Source organism: Microbacterium sp. SL75 (genome assembly GCF_026625865.1).
Lineage (GTDB): Bacteria > Actinomycetota > Actinomycetes > Actinomycetales > Microbacteriaceae > Microbacterium.
Genome location: NZ_CP113067.1, coordinates 154,663 through 171,230 on the forward strand (window position 1 = coordinate 154,663; position 16,568 = coordinate 171,230).

18 protein-coding genes are annotated in these 16,568 nt (G+C 70.6%); 3 read left to right on the top strand and 15 right to left on the bottom strand.

What is annotated here, in order from left to right:
* Positions 1-49: 49 nt before the first annotated feature.
* Positions 50-583 (top strand): methylated-DNA--[protein]-cysteine S-methyltransferase, encoded by a 534-nt coding sequence (locus OVA17_RS00665; protein ID WP_267787572.1) that lies wholly within the window; start codon positions 50-52, stop codon positions 581-583.
* 71 nt (positions 584-654) lie between these two features.
* Here OVA17_RS00665 and OVA17_RS00670 read toward each other — a convergent pair whose 3' ends face one another.
* Together OVA17_RS00670 and OVA17_RS00675 are read right to left on the bottom strand one after the other, a co-directional pair.
* The gene (locus OVA17_RS00670) at positions 655-2,271 is read right to left on the bottom strand and encodes a cation acetate symporter (RefSeq protein WP_267787573.1); all 1,617 of its coding nucleotides are present in this window, start codon (positions 2,269-2,271) and stop codon (positions 655-657) included.
* Complete coding sequence (locus tag OVA17_RS00675; RefSeq protein WP_210073882.1) at positions 2,268-2,621, bottom strand: DUF485 domain-containing protein; 354 nt, start codon at positions 2,619-2,621, stop codon at positions 2,268-2,270. Before OVA17_RS00675 ends, OVA17_RS00670 begins: the two co-directional genes overlap by 4 nt.
* A 179-nt stretch (positions 2,622-2,800) precedes the next feature.
* Here OVA17_RS00675 and OVA17_RS00680 point away from each other — a divergent pair, with 179 nt between their 5' ends.
* Together OVA17_RS00680 and OVA17_RS00685 are read left to right on the top strand one after the other, a co-directional pair.
* Positions 2,801-3,613 (top strand): response regulator transcription factor, encoded by an 813-nt coding sequence (locus OVA17_RS00680; RefSeq protein WP_420712424.1) that lies wholly within the window; start codon positions 2,801-2,803, stop codon positions 3,611-3,613.
* A 115-nt stretch (positions 3,614-3,728) separates the two neighbouring features.
* On the top strand, positions 3,729-4,013 hold the full coding sequence (locus tag OVA17_RS00685; RefSeq protein ID WP_103206273.1) for a Fe-S cluster assembly protein HesB: 285 nt from the start codon (positions 3,729-3,731) through the stop codon (positions 4,011-4,013).
* 147 nt (positions 4,014-4,160) lie between these two features.
* Here OVA17_RS00685 and OVA17_RS00690 read toward each other — a convergent pair whose 3' ends face one another.
* The 13 genes from OVA17_RS00690 to OVA17_RS00750 all read right to left on the bottom strand — a co-directional run bounded on the left by OVA17_RS00690 (position 4,161) and on the right by OVA17_RS00750 (position 16,481).
* Positions 4,161-4,880: a hypothetical protein gene (locus OVA17_RS00690; RefSeq protein ID WP_267787575.1), complete on the bottom strand. Its 720-nt coding sequence runs from the start codon at positions 4,878-4,880 to the stop codon at positions 4,161-4,163.
* Between the two features lie 189 nt (positions 4,881-5,069).
* Positions 5,070-5,840, bottom strand: a complete 771-nt coding sequence (locus OVA17_RS00695) for an enoyl-CoA hydratase/isomerase family protein (protein WP_267789332.1) — start codon at positions 5,838-5,840, stop codon at positions 5,070-5,072.
* A gap of 5 nt (positions 5,841-5,845) precedes the next feature.
* Entirely contained in the window at positions 5,846-6,970 is a 1,125-nt protein-coding gene (paaE, locus tag OVA17_RS00700) for a 1,2-phenylacetyl-CoA epoxidase subunit PaaE (protein WP_267787576.1), read from the bottom strand.
* The gene (paaD, locus tag OVA17_RS00705; protein ID WP_267787577.1) at positions 6,970-7,452 is read right to left on the bottom strand and encodes a 1,2-phenylacetyl-CoA epoxidase subunit PaaD; all 483 of its coding nucleotides are present in this window, start codon (positions 7,450-7,452) and stop codon (positions 6,970-6,972) included. Before paaD ends, paaE begins: the two co-directional genes overlap by 1 nt.
* The gene (gene paaC / locus OVA17_RS00710) at positions 7,449-8,282 is read right to left on the bottom strand and encodes a 1,2-phenylacetyl-CoA epoxidase subunit PaaC (RefSeq protein ID WP_267787578.1); all 834 of its coding nucleotides are present in this window, start codon (positions 8,280-8,282) and stop codon (positions 7,449-7,451) included. The genes paaD and paaC overlap by 4 nt, the downstream gene beginning before the upstream one ends.
* Positions 8,279-8,584 carry a 1,2-phenylacetyl-CoA epoxidase subunit PaaB gene (gene paaB, locus OVA17_RS00715; protein ID WP_267787579.1) on the bottom strand — a complete coding sequence of 102 codons (306 nt, stop codon included), beginning with the start codon at positions 8,582-8,584 and terminating at the stop codon, positions 8,279-8,281. The genes paaC and paaB overlap by 4 nt, the downstream gene beginning before the upstream one ends.
* The gene (gene paaA, locus OVA17_RS00720; protein WP_267787580.1) at positions 8,584-9,543 is read right to left on the bottom strand and encodes a 1,2-phenylacetyl-CoA epoxidase subunit PaaA; all 960 of its coding nucleotides are present in this window, start codon (positions 9,541-9,543) and stop codon (positions 8,584-8,586) included. Before paaA ends, paaB begins: the two co-directional genes overlap by 1 nt.
* 203 nt (positions 9,544-9,746) lie before the next feature.
* Entirely contained in the window at positions 9,747-11,057 is a 1,311-nt protein-coding gene (gene paaK, locus OVA17_RS00725) for a phenylacetate--CoA ligase PaaK (RefSeq protein WP_267787581.1), read from the bottom strand.
* Positions 11,054-11,641: a hydroxyphenylacetyl-CoA thioesterase PaaI gene (gene paaI, locus OVA17_RS00730; RefSeq protein ID WP_324289905.1), complete on the bottom strand. Its 588-nt coding sequence runs from the start codon at positions 11,639-11,641 to the stop codon at positions 11,054-11,056. The genes paaK and paaI overlap by 4 nt, the downstream gene beginning before the upstream one ends.
* Positions 11,638-13,692: a phenylacetic acid degradation bifunctional protein PaaZ gene (gene paaZ / locus OVA17_RS00735; RefSeq protein ID WP_420712425.1), complete on the bottom strand. Its 2,055-nt coding sequence runs from the start codon at positions 13,690-13,692 to the stop codon at positions 11,638-11,640. Before paaZ ends, paaI begins: the two co-directional genes overlap by 4 nt.
* Positions 13,689-14,564, bottom strand: a complete 876-nt coding sequence (locus tag OVA17_RS00740; protein ID WP_267787583.1) for a 3-hydroxyacyl-CoA dehydrogenase family protein — start codon at positions 14,562-14,564, stop codon at positions 13,689-13,691. The genes paaZ and OVA17_RS00740 overlap by 4 nt, the downstream gene beginning before the upstream one ends.
* A complete protein-coding gene (locus OVA17_RS00745) occupies positions 14,561-15,298 on the bottom strand; it encodes an enoyl-CoA hydratase/isomerase family protein (RefSeq protein WP_267787584.1) in 738 nt (245 codons plus the stop codon). The genes OVA17_RS00740 and OVA17_RS00745 overlap by 4 nt, the downstream gene beginning before the upstream one ends.
* The gene (locus tag OVA17_RS00750; protein WP_267789333.1) at positions 15,291-16,481 is read right to left on the bottom strand and encodes a thiolase family protein; all 1,191 of its coding nucleotides are present in this window, start codon (positions 16,479-16,481) and stop codon (positions 15,291-15,293) included. The genes OVA17_RS00745 and OVA17_RS00750 overlap by 8 nt, the downstream gene beginning before the upstream one ends.
* Between the last annotated feature and the right edge of the window lie 87 nt (positions 16,482-16,568).

Here is a 16,568-nt window from a genome sequence, read left to right on the forward strand (position 1 = left end):
CGCGTTCGATCCGCCAGCACGGCCACGGCACGGTCACGAGGATGGGCGCATGAACAGAGTCACCAGCACCGCATACGACAGCCCCGTCGGGCCGATCCTGCTGACCTTCGTCGATGAGGCCCTCGTTCGGCTTCACGTGTGCCACGACGGCATCGACCTCGCGCGCGCAGAGATCGCGCAGCGCCTGGGGATCGTGCCCGAGCCCGATGCCTCGGTCGGCCGGGGGCTCGTCGCGCAGCTCGACGAGTACTTCGACGGCGCGCGGCGGGCGTTCGACGTCTCCCTCGACTGGCGCTTCGTCCGCGGCTTCACCCGTGCGGCGCTCGAAGCGACCCGGCAGATCCCCTACGGGGAGGTGGCCTCGTACGGGGAGGTGTCGATGATGGCCGGAGCCCCGCGGGCCGCGCGGGCGGTGGGAACGGCCTGCGCCTCGACGCCCTTCTCGATCGTCGTCCCGGTGCACCGCGTCGTTCGCGCCGACGGCTCGATCGGTGAATACGGCGGGCACCCCGAGGTCAAGGAGTACCTGCTCTCGCTCGAGAGCGACGCGATGCTCGCCGAGACGCTGCTCACCTCGACCTGAGCCCGAGTGGACGTCGGCGCCCGGGCACGACGATGCCCGGCCCCGCCGCAGCGAGACCGGGCATCGGTCGGTCAGTGGCTCGACGCCTTCTCGGCGCCGTAGCCGGTGAGGGAGCGGACGTCCATCTCCGCGGCTTTACGCGGGTCTTCCGGTGTGCGCGAGGTGACCGAACCGAGCCAGCCGAGGAAGAACCCGAGCGGGATCGAGACGATTCCGGGGTTGTTCAGCGGCCAGATCGCCACGCCCGTGTCGGCGAACACGCTCGTGGGGGTTCCCCAGAACACCGGCGAGAGGAAGATCAGCACGAGAGCCGAACCGAGACCGCCGTACATGCTCCAGACCGCACCGCGGGTGGTGAAGCGGCGCCAGAACAGCGAGAAGAGGATCGTCGGCAGGTTGGCCGACGCCGCCACGGCGAAGGCCAGGGCGACGAGGAACGCGACGTTCTGCCCCTGCACGCCGATGCCGCCGAGGATCGCGAGCACACCGATCACGATGACCGTGCGCCGCGCGACCTTGACCTCGCCGTCCGGGGGCACGTTCCCCTTCTTCACGACGTTCGCGTAGATGTCGTGAGCGAACGAGGCGGCAGCGGTGATCGTGAGACCCGCCACCACCGCGAGGATCGTCGCGAACGCCACCGCCGAGATGAAGCCGAGAAGCAGCGGTCCGCCGAGGGCCAGGGCGAGCAGCGGAGCTGCGGCGTTGACGCCGCCGGGGGCGCCGAGGATCGTCTCGGCTCCGACCATCGCGCCGGCGCCGTAGCCGAGCACCAGGGTGAGGATGTAGAACAGCCCGATCAGCCAGATGGCCCACACGACCGAGCGACGCGCCTCTTTGGCGGTCGGCACCGTGTAGAAGCGCATCAGCACGTGGGGAAGACCCGCGGTACCCAGCACGAGGGCGAGGGCGAGCGAGATGAAGTCCCACGGGTTCTTGCCGTATTGCAGGCCCGGCGCCAGGATCGCATCGCCCTTGGGAGAGGCCGCGACGGCGCTCTCGAGCAGCGTGTTCAGGTTGAAGCCGTTGATCGCGAGCACCCAGACCGTCATCACGATCGCGCCGCCGATGAGCAGGAACGCCTTGACGATCTGCACCCAGGTGGTTCCCTTCATGCCGCCGATGAGGACGTACACGATCATCAGGATGCCGACCACGGCGACGACGATCGACTGACCGACGCGCTCCGTGATGCCCAGCAACAGCGACACGAGGCCACCGGCTCCGGCCATCTGCGCGAGGAGGTAGAAGAAGCAGACCGCGAGCGTGGTGATGGCCGCGGCCATCCGGACCGGCCGCTCCTTGAGGCGGAACGACAGCACGTCGGCCATCGTGAACTTGCCGGTGTTGCGCATGAGCTCGGCGACCAGCAGCAGCGCGACCAGCCACGCGACGAGGAACCCGATCGAGTAGAGGAAGCCGTCGTAGCCGTTGATCGCGATGGCCCCGACGATCCCGAGGAACGACGCCGCCGAAAGGTAGTCACCGGCGATCGCGAAGCCGTTCTGCGGACCGGTGAACGAGCGGCCCGCCGCGTAATAGTCGGCCGCCGTCTTGCTGTTGCGACTGGCCCGGATGACGATGAACAACGTCACGGCCACAAAGGCGCCGAAGATCGAGATGTTCAGCACGGGATTGTTCTCGACGGTCTGCACGGCCGCCTCGACGCTCGTGAGGATGTCGTTCATGAACGGCCCCCGTCCGCGCGCTCGAGCTCGACGCGCAGCGCCTCGGCGCCCGGGTCGAGGCGCCGGTTGGCGTAGGCCACGTAGCCCATGGTGATGGCGAACGTGGTGACGAACTGCGCGAGGCCCAGCACGAGCCCCACGGTGATGGCGCCCGACACCGGCTGCGCCATGAACTCCGGCGCGAACGACGACAGCAGAACGTAGACGAAGTACCAGACGAGGAACGCCACCGCGAGCGGGAAGACGAAGCTGCGCTGGCGCTTCTTCAACTCCCGGAACGGGGCGGACTCCTCGACCGCGATGTAGTCGACGCCGCCCTGGTGGGCTTCGTCGATGCGACGGTCCGTCATGTGGCCTCCTTGCCTCATGAGTACGGCGCAACGCTGCGCCGAACGGCGGAAAAGTCCGGGTCGGCCGCTGCTTCCCCGGTGATAGGGTCGACGCTACGAAACGCGGCGACGAAGCCGTCACCCCCGGAAGTAGGTAGTGCGTGACTGCACACTCCACACTTCGAGACGATGCGACGCTCGTGTCGCACGCCGTCACCGAGCTCGCCCGTCGCACGCATTTTCCCGTCGCTTTCGGCGGCCTGGAGCACGACGGCGCCGTCCACGTCACCACCATCGTCGGCGCGCGCACGCGCAGCATCGAAGGGCTCGTCGTGCACGCATCGCGCGGACTCGGCGGTCGCGCGCTCGTCGAACGACGCCCGCGCATGACCCTCGACTACCGCACCTCACGCTCCATCACCCACGATTACGACCGCGCCATCCTCGGCGAGGGGATCGCGACCCTGTTCGCGGTTCCCGTGCTCGTCAGCGGGGCTGCGCGCGGCGTCCTCTACTGCGGGTCGTGGGCGCAATCGCCGGTCGGCGATGTCGAGGCGCGCCCCGCGTTCGATGTGGCCGGCGAGCTCGGCACCGAGCTGCGGGTGCGTGCCGAGGTCGACCGGCGCCTCGCCTCGACCCCCGGTCCCGAGGGCCGTCTCGGAGCCGGCGCCCGCGAAGAGATCCGCGAGAGCTATGCCCAGCTGCGCAGCATCGCGGCGACGGTCAACGACGACGAGGTACGGCGCCGACTCGAGGACGTCGAGGCGCGTCTCGCCGCCCTGACCGGGGACGCCGGTGAGACGGCATCCGATCCCGATATCCACCTCTCGCGGCGAGAGATCGACGTGCTCGCCTGTGCCGCGGTGGGGTCGACGAACGGCGAGATCGCCGCGTCGCTGCACCTGCGGGAGACCACCGTGAAGTCGTACCTGGCCTCGGCGATGGCGAAGCTCGACGCGTCCACCCGCCACGCCGCGGTGACCCGCGCGCGGCGCGCCGGGCTCCTCCCCTGAGAGCCGTCGAGGGGCCGGTGGGAAAACCCTGGCAATGGTCGCGTGAGCTTGAGGACGACCGGGATTCTCGGCATCGTGGCTGATTCCTGTCGTCGATCAGAGAAGGAGAGTCACCATGCTGACGCTCACCGAAGAGGCCACGACCGCCGTGAAGACCATCACCGCCCAGTTCCCGGATGCCGCCCAGGGCGGCGTCCGCATCGAAGGTGCGGGCTCCCCCGAGTCGCAGTTCGCGCTGTCGGTCGTCGACGGCCCCCAGCCGGACGACGCCGTCGTCGAGAACGCCGGAGCGCGCGTCTTCCTCGACAGCGATGCTGCGGCCGTGCTCGACGACCGCGTGCTCGACGCGCAGATCGACCCGCAGGGGTCGGTTCAGTTCGCCGTCACCAGCGCCGCCTGAGGCGCTTCATCGTGTGAACGATGCCCCGGCCTCGTGCCGGGGCATCGTCGCGTCCGGCGGCGGCCTCCGCGGGGGGCTCCCGCCTGCGAAATGGTCGCAGCTCGACGAGGGGTCTTCCGCGGTTCACGGCCTCCCCCGCGCTCACCCTCAGCCGCGGAAAACGACGATCTCGTCGTTCGTCTTGTCGTAGACGAAGTGCAAAGAGGTGCCCGCGGGCAGATCCGTCGCGCGGATCTCCGCCGAGTCCTCGCTGAGCTGGAGCATGGTGTTGGCGGGAAAGACGCCGGCTCCGCACGAGGTCAGGAAGAACCGGCCGTCGTAGGAGAAGCCGCCCCCGGAGATGTCCAGCAGATCGGGTTGCCAGACCGTCATGCACTTCGCCGCATCGTCGCCCGTGTCGAACGACGCGTACGTGGCGACGCGGAAGCCCTCGTACTCGGCGTACCCCGTGGTGCCGCTGTTCACTCCCGGGGTGAGGACGCTCGGCACATCGAACGACGGGTCCGCCGCAAGACGTGCCACCTGCGTCGCCCCCGCCTGCAGCGGGTCGGTCTGGGTGCGCTGCACCACGATTAGCGCGGTCGCGGCGCACACGACGACGAGTACCGCCGCCGAGAGCAGGATGACGCTCGATCGACGCAGTCGCGGCATCCGGCGCCTCGGAGGCGCCTGCGGCTCCCGCTCATCTTCGGGAGGGGCCTGCGGGGTTTCGGGCACTCGGTCAGCGGCGTCTTCGACGACGGCTTCTCGCTGCTCCAGTTCCATCAGGCGGCGCAGGGCGGCGGGGTCGGAGGAGATGTCGGCTCCGGGCGCGTAGGCCCTGCGGCGCAGCGCCGCGAGTTCGTCATCGTCGTCGATGCTCGTCATGCCCCGATTCAATCAGGGTCTTCTCCGCCGTCGCGGCTTTCTCCGCCGAGGCCACGCTGATACGTCCGCCGAATCCTGGTCGGAGTGCGCTTCGCGGCCGGATCCGTTCGCGCGGGGTCGTCCTCGCCTCGCTCGCCGACCGCGTGGCCGGACCGTGCCTCGTCGGTTCTCAGCCCATCGTCGAACCCGTCATCGACCCGTGAACTCCGGCGGACGCTTCGCCTGGAACGCGGCGAAACCCTCGCGGTAATCCTCGGTGGTCGCGAGCGCCGCCTGGGCGCGGTTCTCGAGCGCCATCGCCTCCCACAGCCCCAGACGCTCGCCGCGGATCGCGCTGACGATGCGCTTGCTGGCGCGGAACGCCTGCGTGGGACCGGCAGCGGCCCCGCGGGCCGCGGAGGTCGCGGCATCCTGGATCTCCCCCACCGGGAAGGCGCGAGAGAAGAGTCCGGCACGAACGGCTTCGAGCCCCGACATCAGCCGACCCGTGTAGATGAGATCGAGGGTGACGTGGGCGCCGAGACGCTCGACGAAGAGCGCGTGACCGCCGGAGTCGAGGGTCGCGCCGAGGGCGGCGAAGGGCGAGCCGATCTTGGCGTCCTCGGCGACGTAGACCACGTCGGTGGCGATGAGCAGGCCCAGGCCCACACCCAGGCAGGCCCCATGGGCGGCGGCGAACGTCGGCGCGGGAAAGGCCGCGATGCGGTGCAACAGCGGTGCCAGCGTGTCGTCGAGATAGCCCGCGACGTCGTCGGTGCGGGGATCGACCCCCGAGATGTCGCGCCCGGCGCAGAACGACGGACCCTCGCCGCGCAGCAGGAGGGCGCGGGCGCCGTCGACCTCGGCCCGCTCGTAGGCGTCGGCGAGCGCGTGCAGACCCTCGAGGCCCAGGGCGTTACGGCGAGCGGGAGCGTTCAGGACGATCTCGGCCACACCGGCGTCGAAGCGGTAGTCGATCACCGCGCTCACCCGTCGTAGTCCACGCGGACGGCGTCGGACGTGGGGTGCGACTGACAGGTGAGGACGTAGCCGCGCTCGATCTCATCGGGCTCGAGCGCGTAGTTCTCGGTCATCGTGACCGCACCCTCGATCACCCGCGCGCGGCAGGTGCCGCACACCCCGCCCGCGCACGCGAAGGGGACGTCGGGGCGCACGCGCAGGGCGGCGGCGAGGATTGTCTCGTTCGCCGCGACGGGGCTGTCGACGCGGGCCGACTGGCCGTCGAGGGTGAAGTCGATCGAGCGCACCGGCTCGTCGTCGCGGACCCGCACGGGGTGAGCTCCGCCGGTCTGGGCGGGGGCGTCTGCGTCTCCCGCGGTGAACAGCTCGAATCGCACGCGCTCGCGCGCGACACCGACCTCGGCGAGCGTGGCGCGGCAGAGTTCGACGAGCGCGAAGGGTCCGCACAGGAACCACTCGTCGACGGATGCCGGATCGATCAGCCGCGACAGGATCAAGCGCAGCCGCTCCTGGTCGATGCGCCCCGAGAACACGGGCGCCGCGCGCTGCTCGCGCGAGAGCACGTGATGCAGCGTGAGACGCGAGGGGTAGCGGTCTTTGAGGTCGGCGAGCTCGTCGACGAACATGACGTCGGTCGAGGACCGGTTGGCGTACACGATCGTCATGCGCGCGTCGGCGGAACGCTCGAGCACGCTGGCCGCGAGCGCCATGATCGGGGTGATTCCGGAGCCGGCGGCGATCGCGACCACGTGCCCCATCGAGGTCGACGCCTTCGAGACGAAAGTGCCCGACGGGCTCATGACCTCGATCTCGTCGCCGGGGCGCAGGCGCTCGTGCGCCCAGGTCGAGAAGCGCCCGTCGGGGTCGCGCTTGATACCGACGCTGACGCTCCCGTGCGCCGGCGGCCGGCAGATCGAGTACGAACGGCGCAGTTCCTCTCCGTCGACGACGGCGCGCAGCGCCACGTACTGCCCGGGTGCGTAGTCGAACGCCGCGGCGAGCTCAGCGGGGACGGCGAAGGTCACCTCGATCGCCGTGGGAGTGAGGGGCCGCACGGCCGCGACACGCAAGGTGTGAAAGCGTGCGCGGGTGCGCGCGGCGGCCGGGGTCGTGGCATCCGTCATCGTCATCAGAGGGCCTTGAAGTGGTCGAAGGGTTCGAGGCAGGCTCGGCATTCCCACAGCGCCTTGCACGAGGTGGAGCCGAAGCGCGAGACTTCCCGCGTATCGAGCGAGCCGCAACGGGGACAGGCGACGCTGAGCGTGAGCCGGATGGGTCCGGCCGGCGCGCGCCCGGTGGGCGGGGCGATGCCGTACTCGGTGAGCTTGCGCTTTCCGGCGTCGCTCATCCAGTCGGTCGTCCATGCGGGGCTGAGCGTCGTCTGCACGACAGCACGGTCGAAGCCGGCCGAGGTGAGGGCCAGCACGATGTCGTCGCGGATCGCGTCGACCGCGGGGCAGCCCGAGTAGGTCGGCGTGATCGTGACGGTGACGGTGCCGCCGTCGAGACGCACGTCGCGGAGCACGCCGAGGTCGTCGATCGTCAGCACCGGCACCTCGGGATCGACGACGGCGGCGACCACCTCGCGGGCGTGCTCGAGGGTCGCGGTCACCACGTCGCTCCCGGGTGGCGGCGAGCGAGCACCTGCATCTCGGCGAGGAGCGGACCGAACGCGGGATGGTGGAGGCCGCGGCGACCGCCGGCGGAGGACCCGGGAACCGTCGGCACGGCCACGTCCTCTTCCGCCAGCACGGCGGCGAGGACGTCGTCGACACGAGCGCGCAGGGTCGAGGGACGCACGGCGACGCCGTCGAGGCGGTCGTGCACGGGCTGGTCGCGGAACAGCTCGTCGAGGTACGGCCACGCGTCGTCGAGGCCGACGAGGAACCGGCGCCGAGACTCCTCGGTGCCCCCGGCCAGGCGCAGCGTCCACTGCACGGCGTGGTCGCGGTGGTAGTCGACCTCTTTCTCGGCCTTCGCCGCGACGGCGGCGAGAACGGGATCCGCGGATGCCGCGAGCTCTCGGTACAGCTCGAGAAGATAGGTGGATGCCAGCAGCTGGCGGGCGATCGTGTGCGCGAAGTCGCCGTTGGGGAGCTCGAACAGCCAGGCGCTGCGGAACTCCGACTCGTCGCGCCAATAGGCGAGATCGTCTTCGCTGCGACCGTCGTACGATCCCGCGTAGCGCAGGAGCGAACGCGCGTGACCGAGCAGGTCGAGGGCGATGTTGCCGAGGGCCACGTCTTCTTCGAGCTCGGGGGCCCGGGCGACCCATCCGCAGAGATTCTGCGCGAGGATCAGCGCGTCGTCGCCGAGGCTCAGGGCGTACGCCGCCACGTCGGGGTCGGTGGCGCGGGCCTCTCCCCCGGCGAACTCGGCGGAGAGCTCGCGGGCGTCGAGGGCGACGTCGCCGTGCGGGTCGGCATCGGTCGAAGTGCTCACAGGTGCGGCACCCCCTCGGACGCGGTGTAGTACACCGCGTGCCGGTAGTTCTTTCCGGCCGGCGACTCGAAGAACGCGCCCTTGGCTCCGGGGTCGCTGGTGGTCACGGCATCCGAGGGGACGACCCAGACCGACACACCCTCACCGCGACGGGTGTACAGGTCGCGGGCGTTACGGACGGCGAGTTCTGCATCGGGTGCGTGGAGCGAGCCGACGTGCACGTGGCTGAGGCCGCGGTTCGCGCGCACGAAGACCTCCCAGAGCGGCCAGGTCTCAACGGGGGTCCCGCCGGGGGTGGCCATCAGGCGGCCGCCTTCGCGTTCTTCTTCGCCGCGTACGCCGCGGCCGCCTCGCGCACCCACGCGCCCTCTTCGTGGGCATCGCGTCGGTGCTGGCGACGCATCGTGTTGAGGGGGCCGCGGCCCGCGAGCACCTCGTGGAACTCGGTCCAGTCGATCTCGCCCATGTCGTACTCGCCCGTCTCGTCGTTGAACCGCAGCTCGGGGTCGGGCAGGGTCACCCCCAGCACCGCCGCCTGCGGCACCAGCATCGAGACGAACCGCTGGCGCAGGACATCGTTGCTGAACCGCTTAATGTTCCACGCCATCGACTGCGCCGAGTTGGGCGAATCGTCGTCCGGGGGCCCGAACATCATCAGGCTCGGCCAGTACCAGCGGTCGACGGCATCCTGCGCCATCCGACGCTGCTCGTCGGTGCCCTGCATGAGGGTGAGCAGGATCTCGAACCCCTGGCGCTGGTGGAACGACTCCTCCTTGCAGATGCGCACCATGGCGCGACCGTACGGACCGTACGAGGCGCGGCACAGGGGCACCTGGTTGCAGATCGCGGCGCCGTCGACGAGCCAGCCGATCGCTCCCATGTCCGCCCAGGTCGGGGTCGGGTAGTTGAAGATCGAGGAGTAGCGCGCCTTGCCGTCGACGAGCTGCTGCGTCATCTCGTCGCGCGTGATGCCGAGGGTCTGCGCGGCGGAGTAGAGGTAGAGGCCGTGCCCCGCCTCGTCCTGCACTTTCGCGAGCAGGATCGACTTGCGCTTGAGGCTCGGGGCGCGGGTGATCCACGCCCCCTCCGGCTGCATCCCGATGATCTCGGAGTGCGCGTGCTGCGAGATCTGCCGGATGAGCGTGCGACGGTAGCCGTCCGGCATCCAGTCCCGCGGTTCGATCCGGCCGTCGGCCTCGATGAGGGCGTCGAACATCGCCTCGCCGTCCAGGGCATCCGTGGGGGGTGCGGTCATCGTCATCGTCGACTCCTTTTACAGACCGATCGTTCAGTAAAACTGTAGCCGAGGGGGTCGCGGACCGCAACGGCCGTGACCCCGAACCCCGATCTCGGCGGCGCCATGCGCGCGCGAGCCTACGACCGGGCGCGGGTGGTCGTCGGGCCCGCACCAGATCGACCGGGTGCGGTCCCGACGATGCGCCGCGTCTTCGGCGGTCGTCGCCCTCAGCGCAGGTCGTACACCCGCTTGTACTTCCCCTCGCTGCGCGGGAGGACACCGGGCTCCTCGACACAGACGTCGACGCTCGTGCCGATGAGCACCTTGATGCGCTGCCGCAGTACGACGCCCGCCGCCTCGCACACCTCGCGCTCCAGGGCCGGGTGCCTCTCGATGCGGACGGTCATGGCATCCATCCGCCCCTCGCGGCGCAGCTCGAGCACGAAGTGCGGGGTGAGCTTCTCGATGCCGAGCACGATCTCCTCGATCTGCGTCGGGAAGAGATTCACCCCGCGCAGGATGATCATGTCGTCGTTGCGTCCGGTGATCTTCTCGATGCGGCGCATGGCCGGGAACGCGGTGCCGGGCTGCAGGCGGGTGAGATCGCGCGTACGGTAGCGGATGACCGGGAACGCCTCCTTGGTGAGGGAGGTGAAGACCAGTTCGCCGAGATTGCCATCGGCCACGGGCTCCCCCGTATCGCCGTCGATCGTCTCGGGGAGGAAGTGGTCCTCCCAGATGTGCGGGCCGTCCTTGGTGAGCGCACTCTCGGAGGCCACGCCCGGGCCCATCACCTCGCTCAGGCCGTAGATGTCGACGGCGGTGAGGTCGAGACGACGCTCGATCTCGCGGCGCATCTCGTTGGTCCATGGTTCGGCCCCGAGGACGGCGACCCGAAGCGACGTCGAGCGCGGGTCGATGCCCGCGGACTCGAGCGCGTCCGCGATGGTCAAGAGGTAACTGGGCGTGCAGAGGATGGCATCGGGTGCGAAGTCCTGGATGAGCTGCGCCTGGCGTGCCGTCTGCCCACCCGACATCGGAATGACCGTCGCGCCGAGGCGTTCGATGCCCGCGTGCGCGCCGAGGCCGCCGGTGAACAACCCGTACCCGTAGGCGTTGTGGACGCGATCGCCGGGGCGGATGCCGGCGGCAGACAGCGAGCGCGCGACGAGGTCGGCCCAGCGGTCGAGGTCGCCGCCGGTGTAGCCGACGACCGTGGGGCGCCCGGTCGTGCCCGACGAGGCGTGGATGCGGCGAACATCCGCCATCGGCACCGCGAACATGCCGAAGGGATACGTCTCGCGCAGGTCGGCCTTTGTCGTGAAGGGCAGCAGGCGGATGTCGTCGAGGCTGCGGATGTCGTCGGGGTGCACACCCGCCTCGTCGAACTTGTGCCGGTACAGGGCGACGTTCTCGTAGGCGTGGCGGACCGTCCACTGCAGGCGCTCGAGCTGCAGCGCGCGCAGGTTCTCGAGCGCGATGCCGGCCGGGTCGACGGATGCCAGAAGGCCGGGGCGCGAGGAAACGGTCACGGTCATCGGAACACCTCCGTGGTGGAGAGCGCGGCGTTGCGCTCGGGGGCGGGGTCGTGGGGTGTGCGGGGGTCGGTCGCGCGCGCGGGGTCGGGGTCGGTCGCGCGCGCACCCTCAGCGATCTGCACATCCTCAGTCGCGGTCGCGGCGTGTGGCGCTGAGCTTGTGCGAATCGCTGAGGTTGCGGCGGCGGGCGTCGGCGGGCGCCGATCCGTCGTGATGCTCCGGCCGCGTACCTCGGCGACCAGGTCGCCGCTCTCGTCGGTGACGCGGATGTCGTACAGGCCGGTCCGGCCGCTCCGGGCGCGCCGCGCGGCGGTCGCCGTGAGCGTCTGTCCGGACGTCGTCGACTTCAGGAACGTGATGTCCGCCCCACCGGCGACGGTGACGCGCTCGTCCTCGTTGCACGCGATCGCGAACGCCGTGTCGGCGAGGGTGAAGACGAGCCCGCCGTGGGTGATGGCGAAGCCGTTGAGCATGTCGTCGCGCACGGTCATCGACACCCGCGACTCCCCCGGCGCGTCGTGCTCGACGACCATGCCGAGCATGGCCGATGCCTGATCGCGCTGCATCATCGGCCGCAGGCTCATGCGAGCACCGCCGCGGGAGCAGGCTGCCATGTCTTCGCCACGAGCGTCAGCACGTCGTACTGCGCGACGATCTCGTCGTGCTGGTTGCGGATCACGGCGTCCCAGCGCACCTCGCCGTAGTCGTCGGTCTCGCGTGGGGTGATCTGCTTCGCCGTCAGGGCGACGCGGATGCGGTCTCCGGGTGAGACGGGGGTGACGAAGCGGAGGTTCTCGAGCCCGGAGTTGGCAAGCACCGGCCCCGGCGCCGGATCGACGAACAGCCCCGCCGCCCACGAAACGAGCAGGTAGCCGTGCGCGACCCGCCCCGGGAAGAAGGGGTTGGCCGCGGCCGACTCCTCGTCCATGTGCGCGTAGAACGTGTCGCCGGTGAAGTTCGCGAAGACCTCGATGTCGTCGAGGGTGACTTCGCGCTCGACCGACTCCACGGCATCCCCGATCCGAAGGTCGGCGAGGGGTTTGCGGAAGGGGTGCGCCCCCGCGGTGTCGGTGTCGGCTCCCGGATGCCACACCCCGGTCAACGCGGTGAGCATGCGGGGCGAGCCCTGGATCGCCGTGCGCTGCATGTAGTGGAGCACCGAGCGGATGCCGCCGAGCTCCTCGCCGCCGCCGGCGCGACCGGGCCCGCCGTGGACGAGGTGCGGGACGGGTGCCCCATGCCCGGTGGAGGTGCGGGCATCGTCGCGGTCGAGGAACAGCACGCGGCCGTTCATCGCCCCCATGCGCGTGAGCAGTTCGGTGGCGACGTCGGGGTCGTGGGTGGCGACGCTCGTGACGAGCGAGCCGCCGCCGCGACCGACGATCTCGGCCGCCTCGGCGACGTCGGCGTACTCGACGATGCTGGCGACGGGACCGAAGGCCTCGATGTCGTTGACGGCCGGTGTCGCGGCATCCGCGAAGGCGAAGAGCATGGGCTGCAGGAAGGCGCCATCGGCGGGCACCCCCGAAGGTGCCTCCGCCGAACCGACGACGAAGCGACCGCCGGCGCCTGCGAGGGCGCGAACCTGGCGCAGCACCTCGTCGCGCTGCTCGATCGAGACGACCGGGCCCATCGTCACGCCCTCGGCGCGCGGATCGCCGATGACCACGCGCTCGGCGATCCTGTCGCGCAGCGCCTGCGCCACGGCATCCGTCATCCCCTTCGGCACGATCGCGCGGCGGATCGCGGTGCACTTCTGGCCCGCCTTGGTGGTCAGTTCGACGAGCAGCTGCTTGACGTACGCGTCGAACTCGGGGGTGCCGGGCACGGCATCGGGACCGAGGATCGAGGCATTGATCGAGTCGGTCTCGCTCGTGAAGCGCACACCGGGCTTGGCGTGGGCGCGCAGCCGCTCGGCGGTCGAGGCGCTGCCGGTGAAGCCGACCGTGTCGCCGAGGTCGAGCAGATCGAACAGACCCGGGACGCTCCCGCTCACCAGCTGCAGCGAGCCCTCGGGAAGCAGGCCGGTCTCGACGACGATGCGCACCCACGCCTCGGCGATGTAGGCCGTGGGGGTCGCGGGCTTGACGATCGTGGGAAGGCCGGCGAGGAAGGCGGGAGCGAACTTCTCGAGCGCGCCCCACATCGGGAAATTGAAGGCGTTGATCTGCACCGCGATTCCCGGCAGACGCGTGTAGACGTGCCTCCCGAGGAACGTGCCGTCCTTCGACAGGGGCTCGATCGGACCGTCGAGCACGACCCTGCCGGCGGGAAGCTCGCGCCGCGCCTTCGACGAGAAGGTGAAGAGCACCCCGATGCCGCCGTCGACGTCGCTGAGGGAGTCGCGCCGCGTCGAGCCGGAGCGCTCCGACAGGACGTAGAGCTCCTCGCGACGCTCGTTCAACGCGATGGCGAGGTTCTTCAGCACCATCGCGCGCTCGTGGAAGGTGAGGGCGCCGAGGCTCTTCTGACCGGTCTCGCGGGCGTAGGCGACGGCGGCGGCGAGGTCGAGACCCGTCGTGCTGATGCGCACGATCTCGACGCCCGTCGACGCGTCGCGGACGATCGCGGCATCCGGGTCGCCTTCGGGGACCCACCAGTGGCCGTTCACGTAGCTGGGGAGAAACGTCATCATTCGCTCCATTCGTAGAATCCGCGGCCGGTCTTTCGGCCCAGGTGCCCCTGGGCGACGAGATCGCGCAGCAAGGCGGGCGGGGTGAAGCGCGCGCCGTACGCGCGCTCGAGCTCCTCGGCGATGCCCAGGCGCACATCGAGCCCGACGACGTCGGTGGTGCGGAGGGGGCCCATCGGATGCCGGTAGCCCAGCTCCATCGCGGTATCGATGTCTCGCGCCGAGGCGACGCCCTCCTCGAGCATGCGGATGGCCTCGAGGCCCAGGGCGACCCCGAGGCGGCTCGACGCGAAGCCCGGCGCATCGCGCACGACGACAGCGGTCTTGCCGATGGCCTCCACCCATCGGGTCGCGCGCGTCACGACCTCGGGCGCGGTGTCGGCGCCCGTCACGACCTCGACCAGCGCCGATGCCGGCACGGGGTTGAAGAAGTGCAGGCCGAGGAAGCGTCGGGGGCGTCGGAGCGACGCGGCGAGCGCGTCGATCGAGATGGAGGAGGTGTTGGATGCCACGACCGCCTCGCCGCGCACGGTCTCCTCGATGCGCGCGAGGGCGTCGAGCTTGAGAGCGCGGTCTTCGGGGACGGCCTCGATCACGAGGCCCGCCTCGGCGAACGCGTCGGTGTCGGTGCCGGTCGTGAGGGTGCCGGCATCCGGGATCCGCATGCCCCTCTGGGCGGAACGCGTCAGTGCCGCCTCGACGCGTTCGCGAGCGGCGGCAGCTGCGGCGGTGTCGCGCTCGACCACGTGCACGCGGGCTCCCGCGATCAGGAACGCGTGGGCGATGCCGGCCCCCATGCGGCCGCCGCCGAGCACACCGACGACGGCGGGGACGGATGCCGTGTCTTGGACCGTGGTGGTGACGGGGGAGGTCATCTCTTCTTCCTCTCGAGGAACGCGGTCATGCGGGCGTGCTTGTCTGCGCTGTCGAAGAGCTCCGCCTGCAGCTCGCCGTCGATGGTGGGGTGCGCGTTGCGCGGGGCGAGCAGGGCGCGCTTGGTGAGGATCGTCGCGCGTGCGGAGTTCGCGGCGATCCGGTCGGCGACCGCGTGAGCGGAGTCGAGCAGGTCCTGGGGCTCGTGGATGCTCGAGAGCAGCCCCCAGGCGAGCGCTTCGTCGGCGTCGATCACGCGGGCGGTGAGCAGCAGTTCACTCGCTCGGGAGTGGCCGACGATCTCGGGCAGACGCCACGAGGCCCCCGCTGCGGCGATGATGCCGAGACCGGGTTCGGGGTTGCCGAAACGCACCCGCGGGGTTCCCAGACGGAGGTCGGCGGCGTAGGCGAGCTCCGCTCCCCCGCCCAGCGCGTACCCGTCGACGGCCGCGATGACGGGCATCGGAAGGTGGCGGATGCGGTCGAACACCGTGGCGTTGATCCCTCGGCGGGCGTCATCGCCGGTGCGGTCGCGGAGCTGGGCGATGTCGGCCCCCGCGGCGAAGACGCCGCCGGCTCCGGTGAGGATGAGGGTGCGCGGGTGCTCCTCGAGCTCACCGCAGAGCGCATGCAGCTCGTCGACCATCGCCTGATCGATCGCATTGCGGCGCTCCGGTCGATCGAGCGTGGCGACGACGCGGTCGCCACGGGCCTCGATGCGGAGGGACTCAGCCATCGACCCGCTCCACGATCATCGCCGTCCCCTGCCCCACGCCGACGCACATCGTCGCCAGGCCGTACCGCGCGTCCTCGCGCTCGAGCCGCCCCAGCAGCGTCACAAGCAGACGCGACCCGCTCGACCCGAGGGGATGCCCCAGCGCGATCGCCCCGCCGTCGGCGTTGACGATCCGGGGGTCGAGTCCGAGTCGACGCATGCACGCCAGCGACTGCGAGGCGAATGCCTCATTGAGTTCGACGGCCCCCAGGTCGGATGCCGACAGCCCGGCCTTCGCGAGCGCCTTCTCGGTCGCGGGCACCGGACCGAGCCCCATGATCTCTGGCGCCAGCGCGGCGGAGGCGTGCGCGACGATCCGGGCGCGAGGGCGCAGGCCATGGCGTTCGACCGCCTCGGCACTGGCCACCACGATCGCCGATGCCCCGTCGTTGAGCGAGCTGGAATTGCCCGCGGTCACGACCTCGCCGCCCGTCACGACCGGCCGGAGCCCCGCGAGCGCAGCCAGGGATGTGTCGCGGCGCGGGCCCTCGTCGGTATCGACCACGCCGCGAGCGGTCTCGACGGCGACGATCTCGTCGCGGAAGTGCCCGGCATCCTGAGCCCGGACCGCCCGCTCGTGGCTGCGGAGCGCGAAGGCGTCGGCATCGGAGCGCGAGACGCCGTCGATCCGGGCGACCTCTTCGGCCGTCTCGGGCATGGTGAAGGTGGCTTTGTCGCGCGCGGCGAGGCGCGGATTGGTGAAGCGCCAGCCGATCGACGTGTCGTACGCCGCCCCGGGTTTCGCCCACGCCCTCTCGGGCTTCGCCTGCACCCAGGGAGCACGAGTCATGGATTCGACGCCGCCCGCGACGATCACGTCGGCATCGCCCGCGCGGATCGCCTGCGCGGCGAGCGCGATCGCGCTCATGCCCGAGGCGCAGAGGCGGTTGACGGTGAGGCCGGGGATGGAGTCGGGCAGCCCCGCGAGCAGAACGGCCATGCGGGCGACGTTGCGGTTGTCCTCACCGGCCTGATTCGCGGCGCCCAGGATGACCTCGTCGATCGCCTCGGCGGGAACGCCCGCGCGGGCCGCCGCTTCGCCGACCACGAGCGCCGCCAGGTCGTCGGGCCGAACGGATGCCAGAGCCCCGCCGTACCGCCCGACCGGGGTGCGCGCACCGCCGATGAGAAACGCATGCGCCATCGTCATCCTCTCCCCCGCCGACTCTGGCGGGGCCCGTCCACCTCGCCCGCGAGGTTTTCCGACCGATCGTTCAGTAATCTTGGCAGA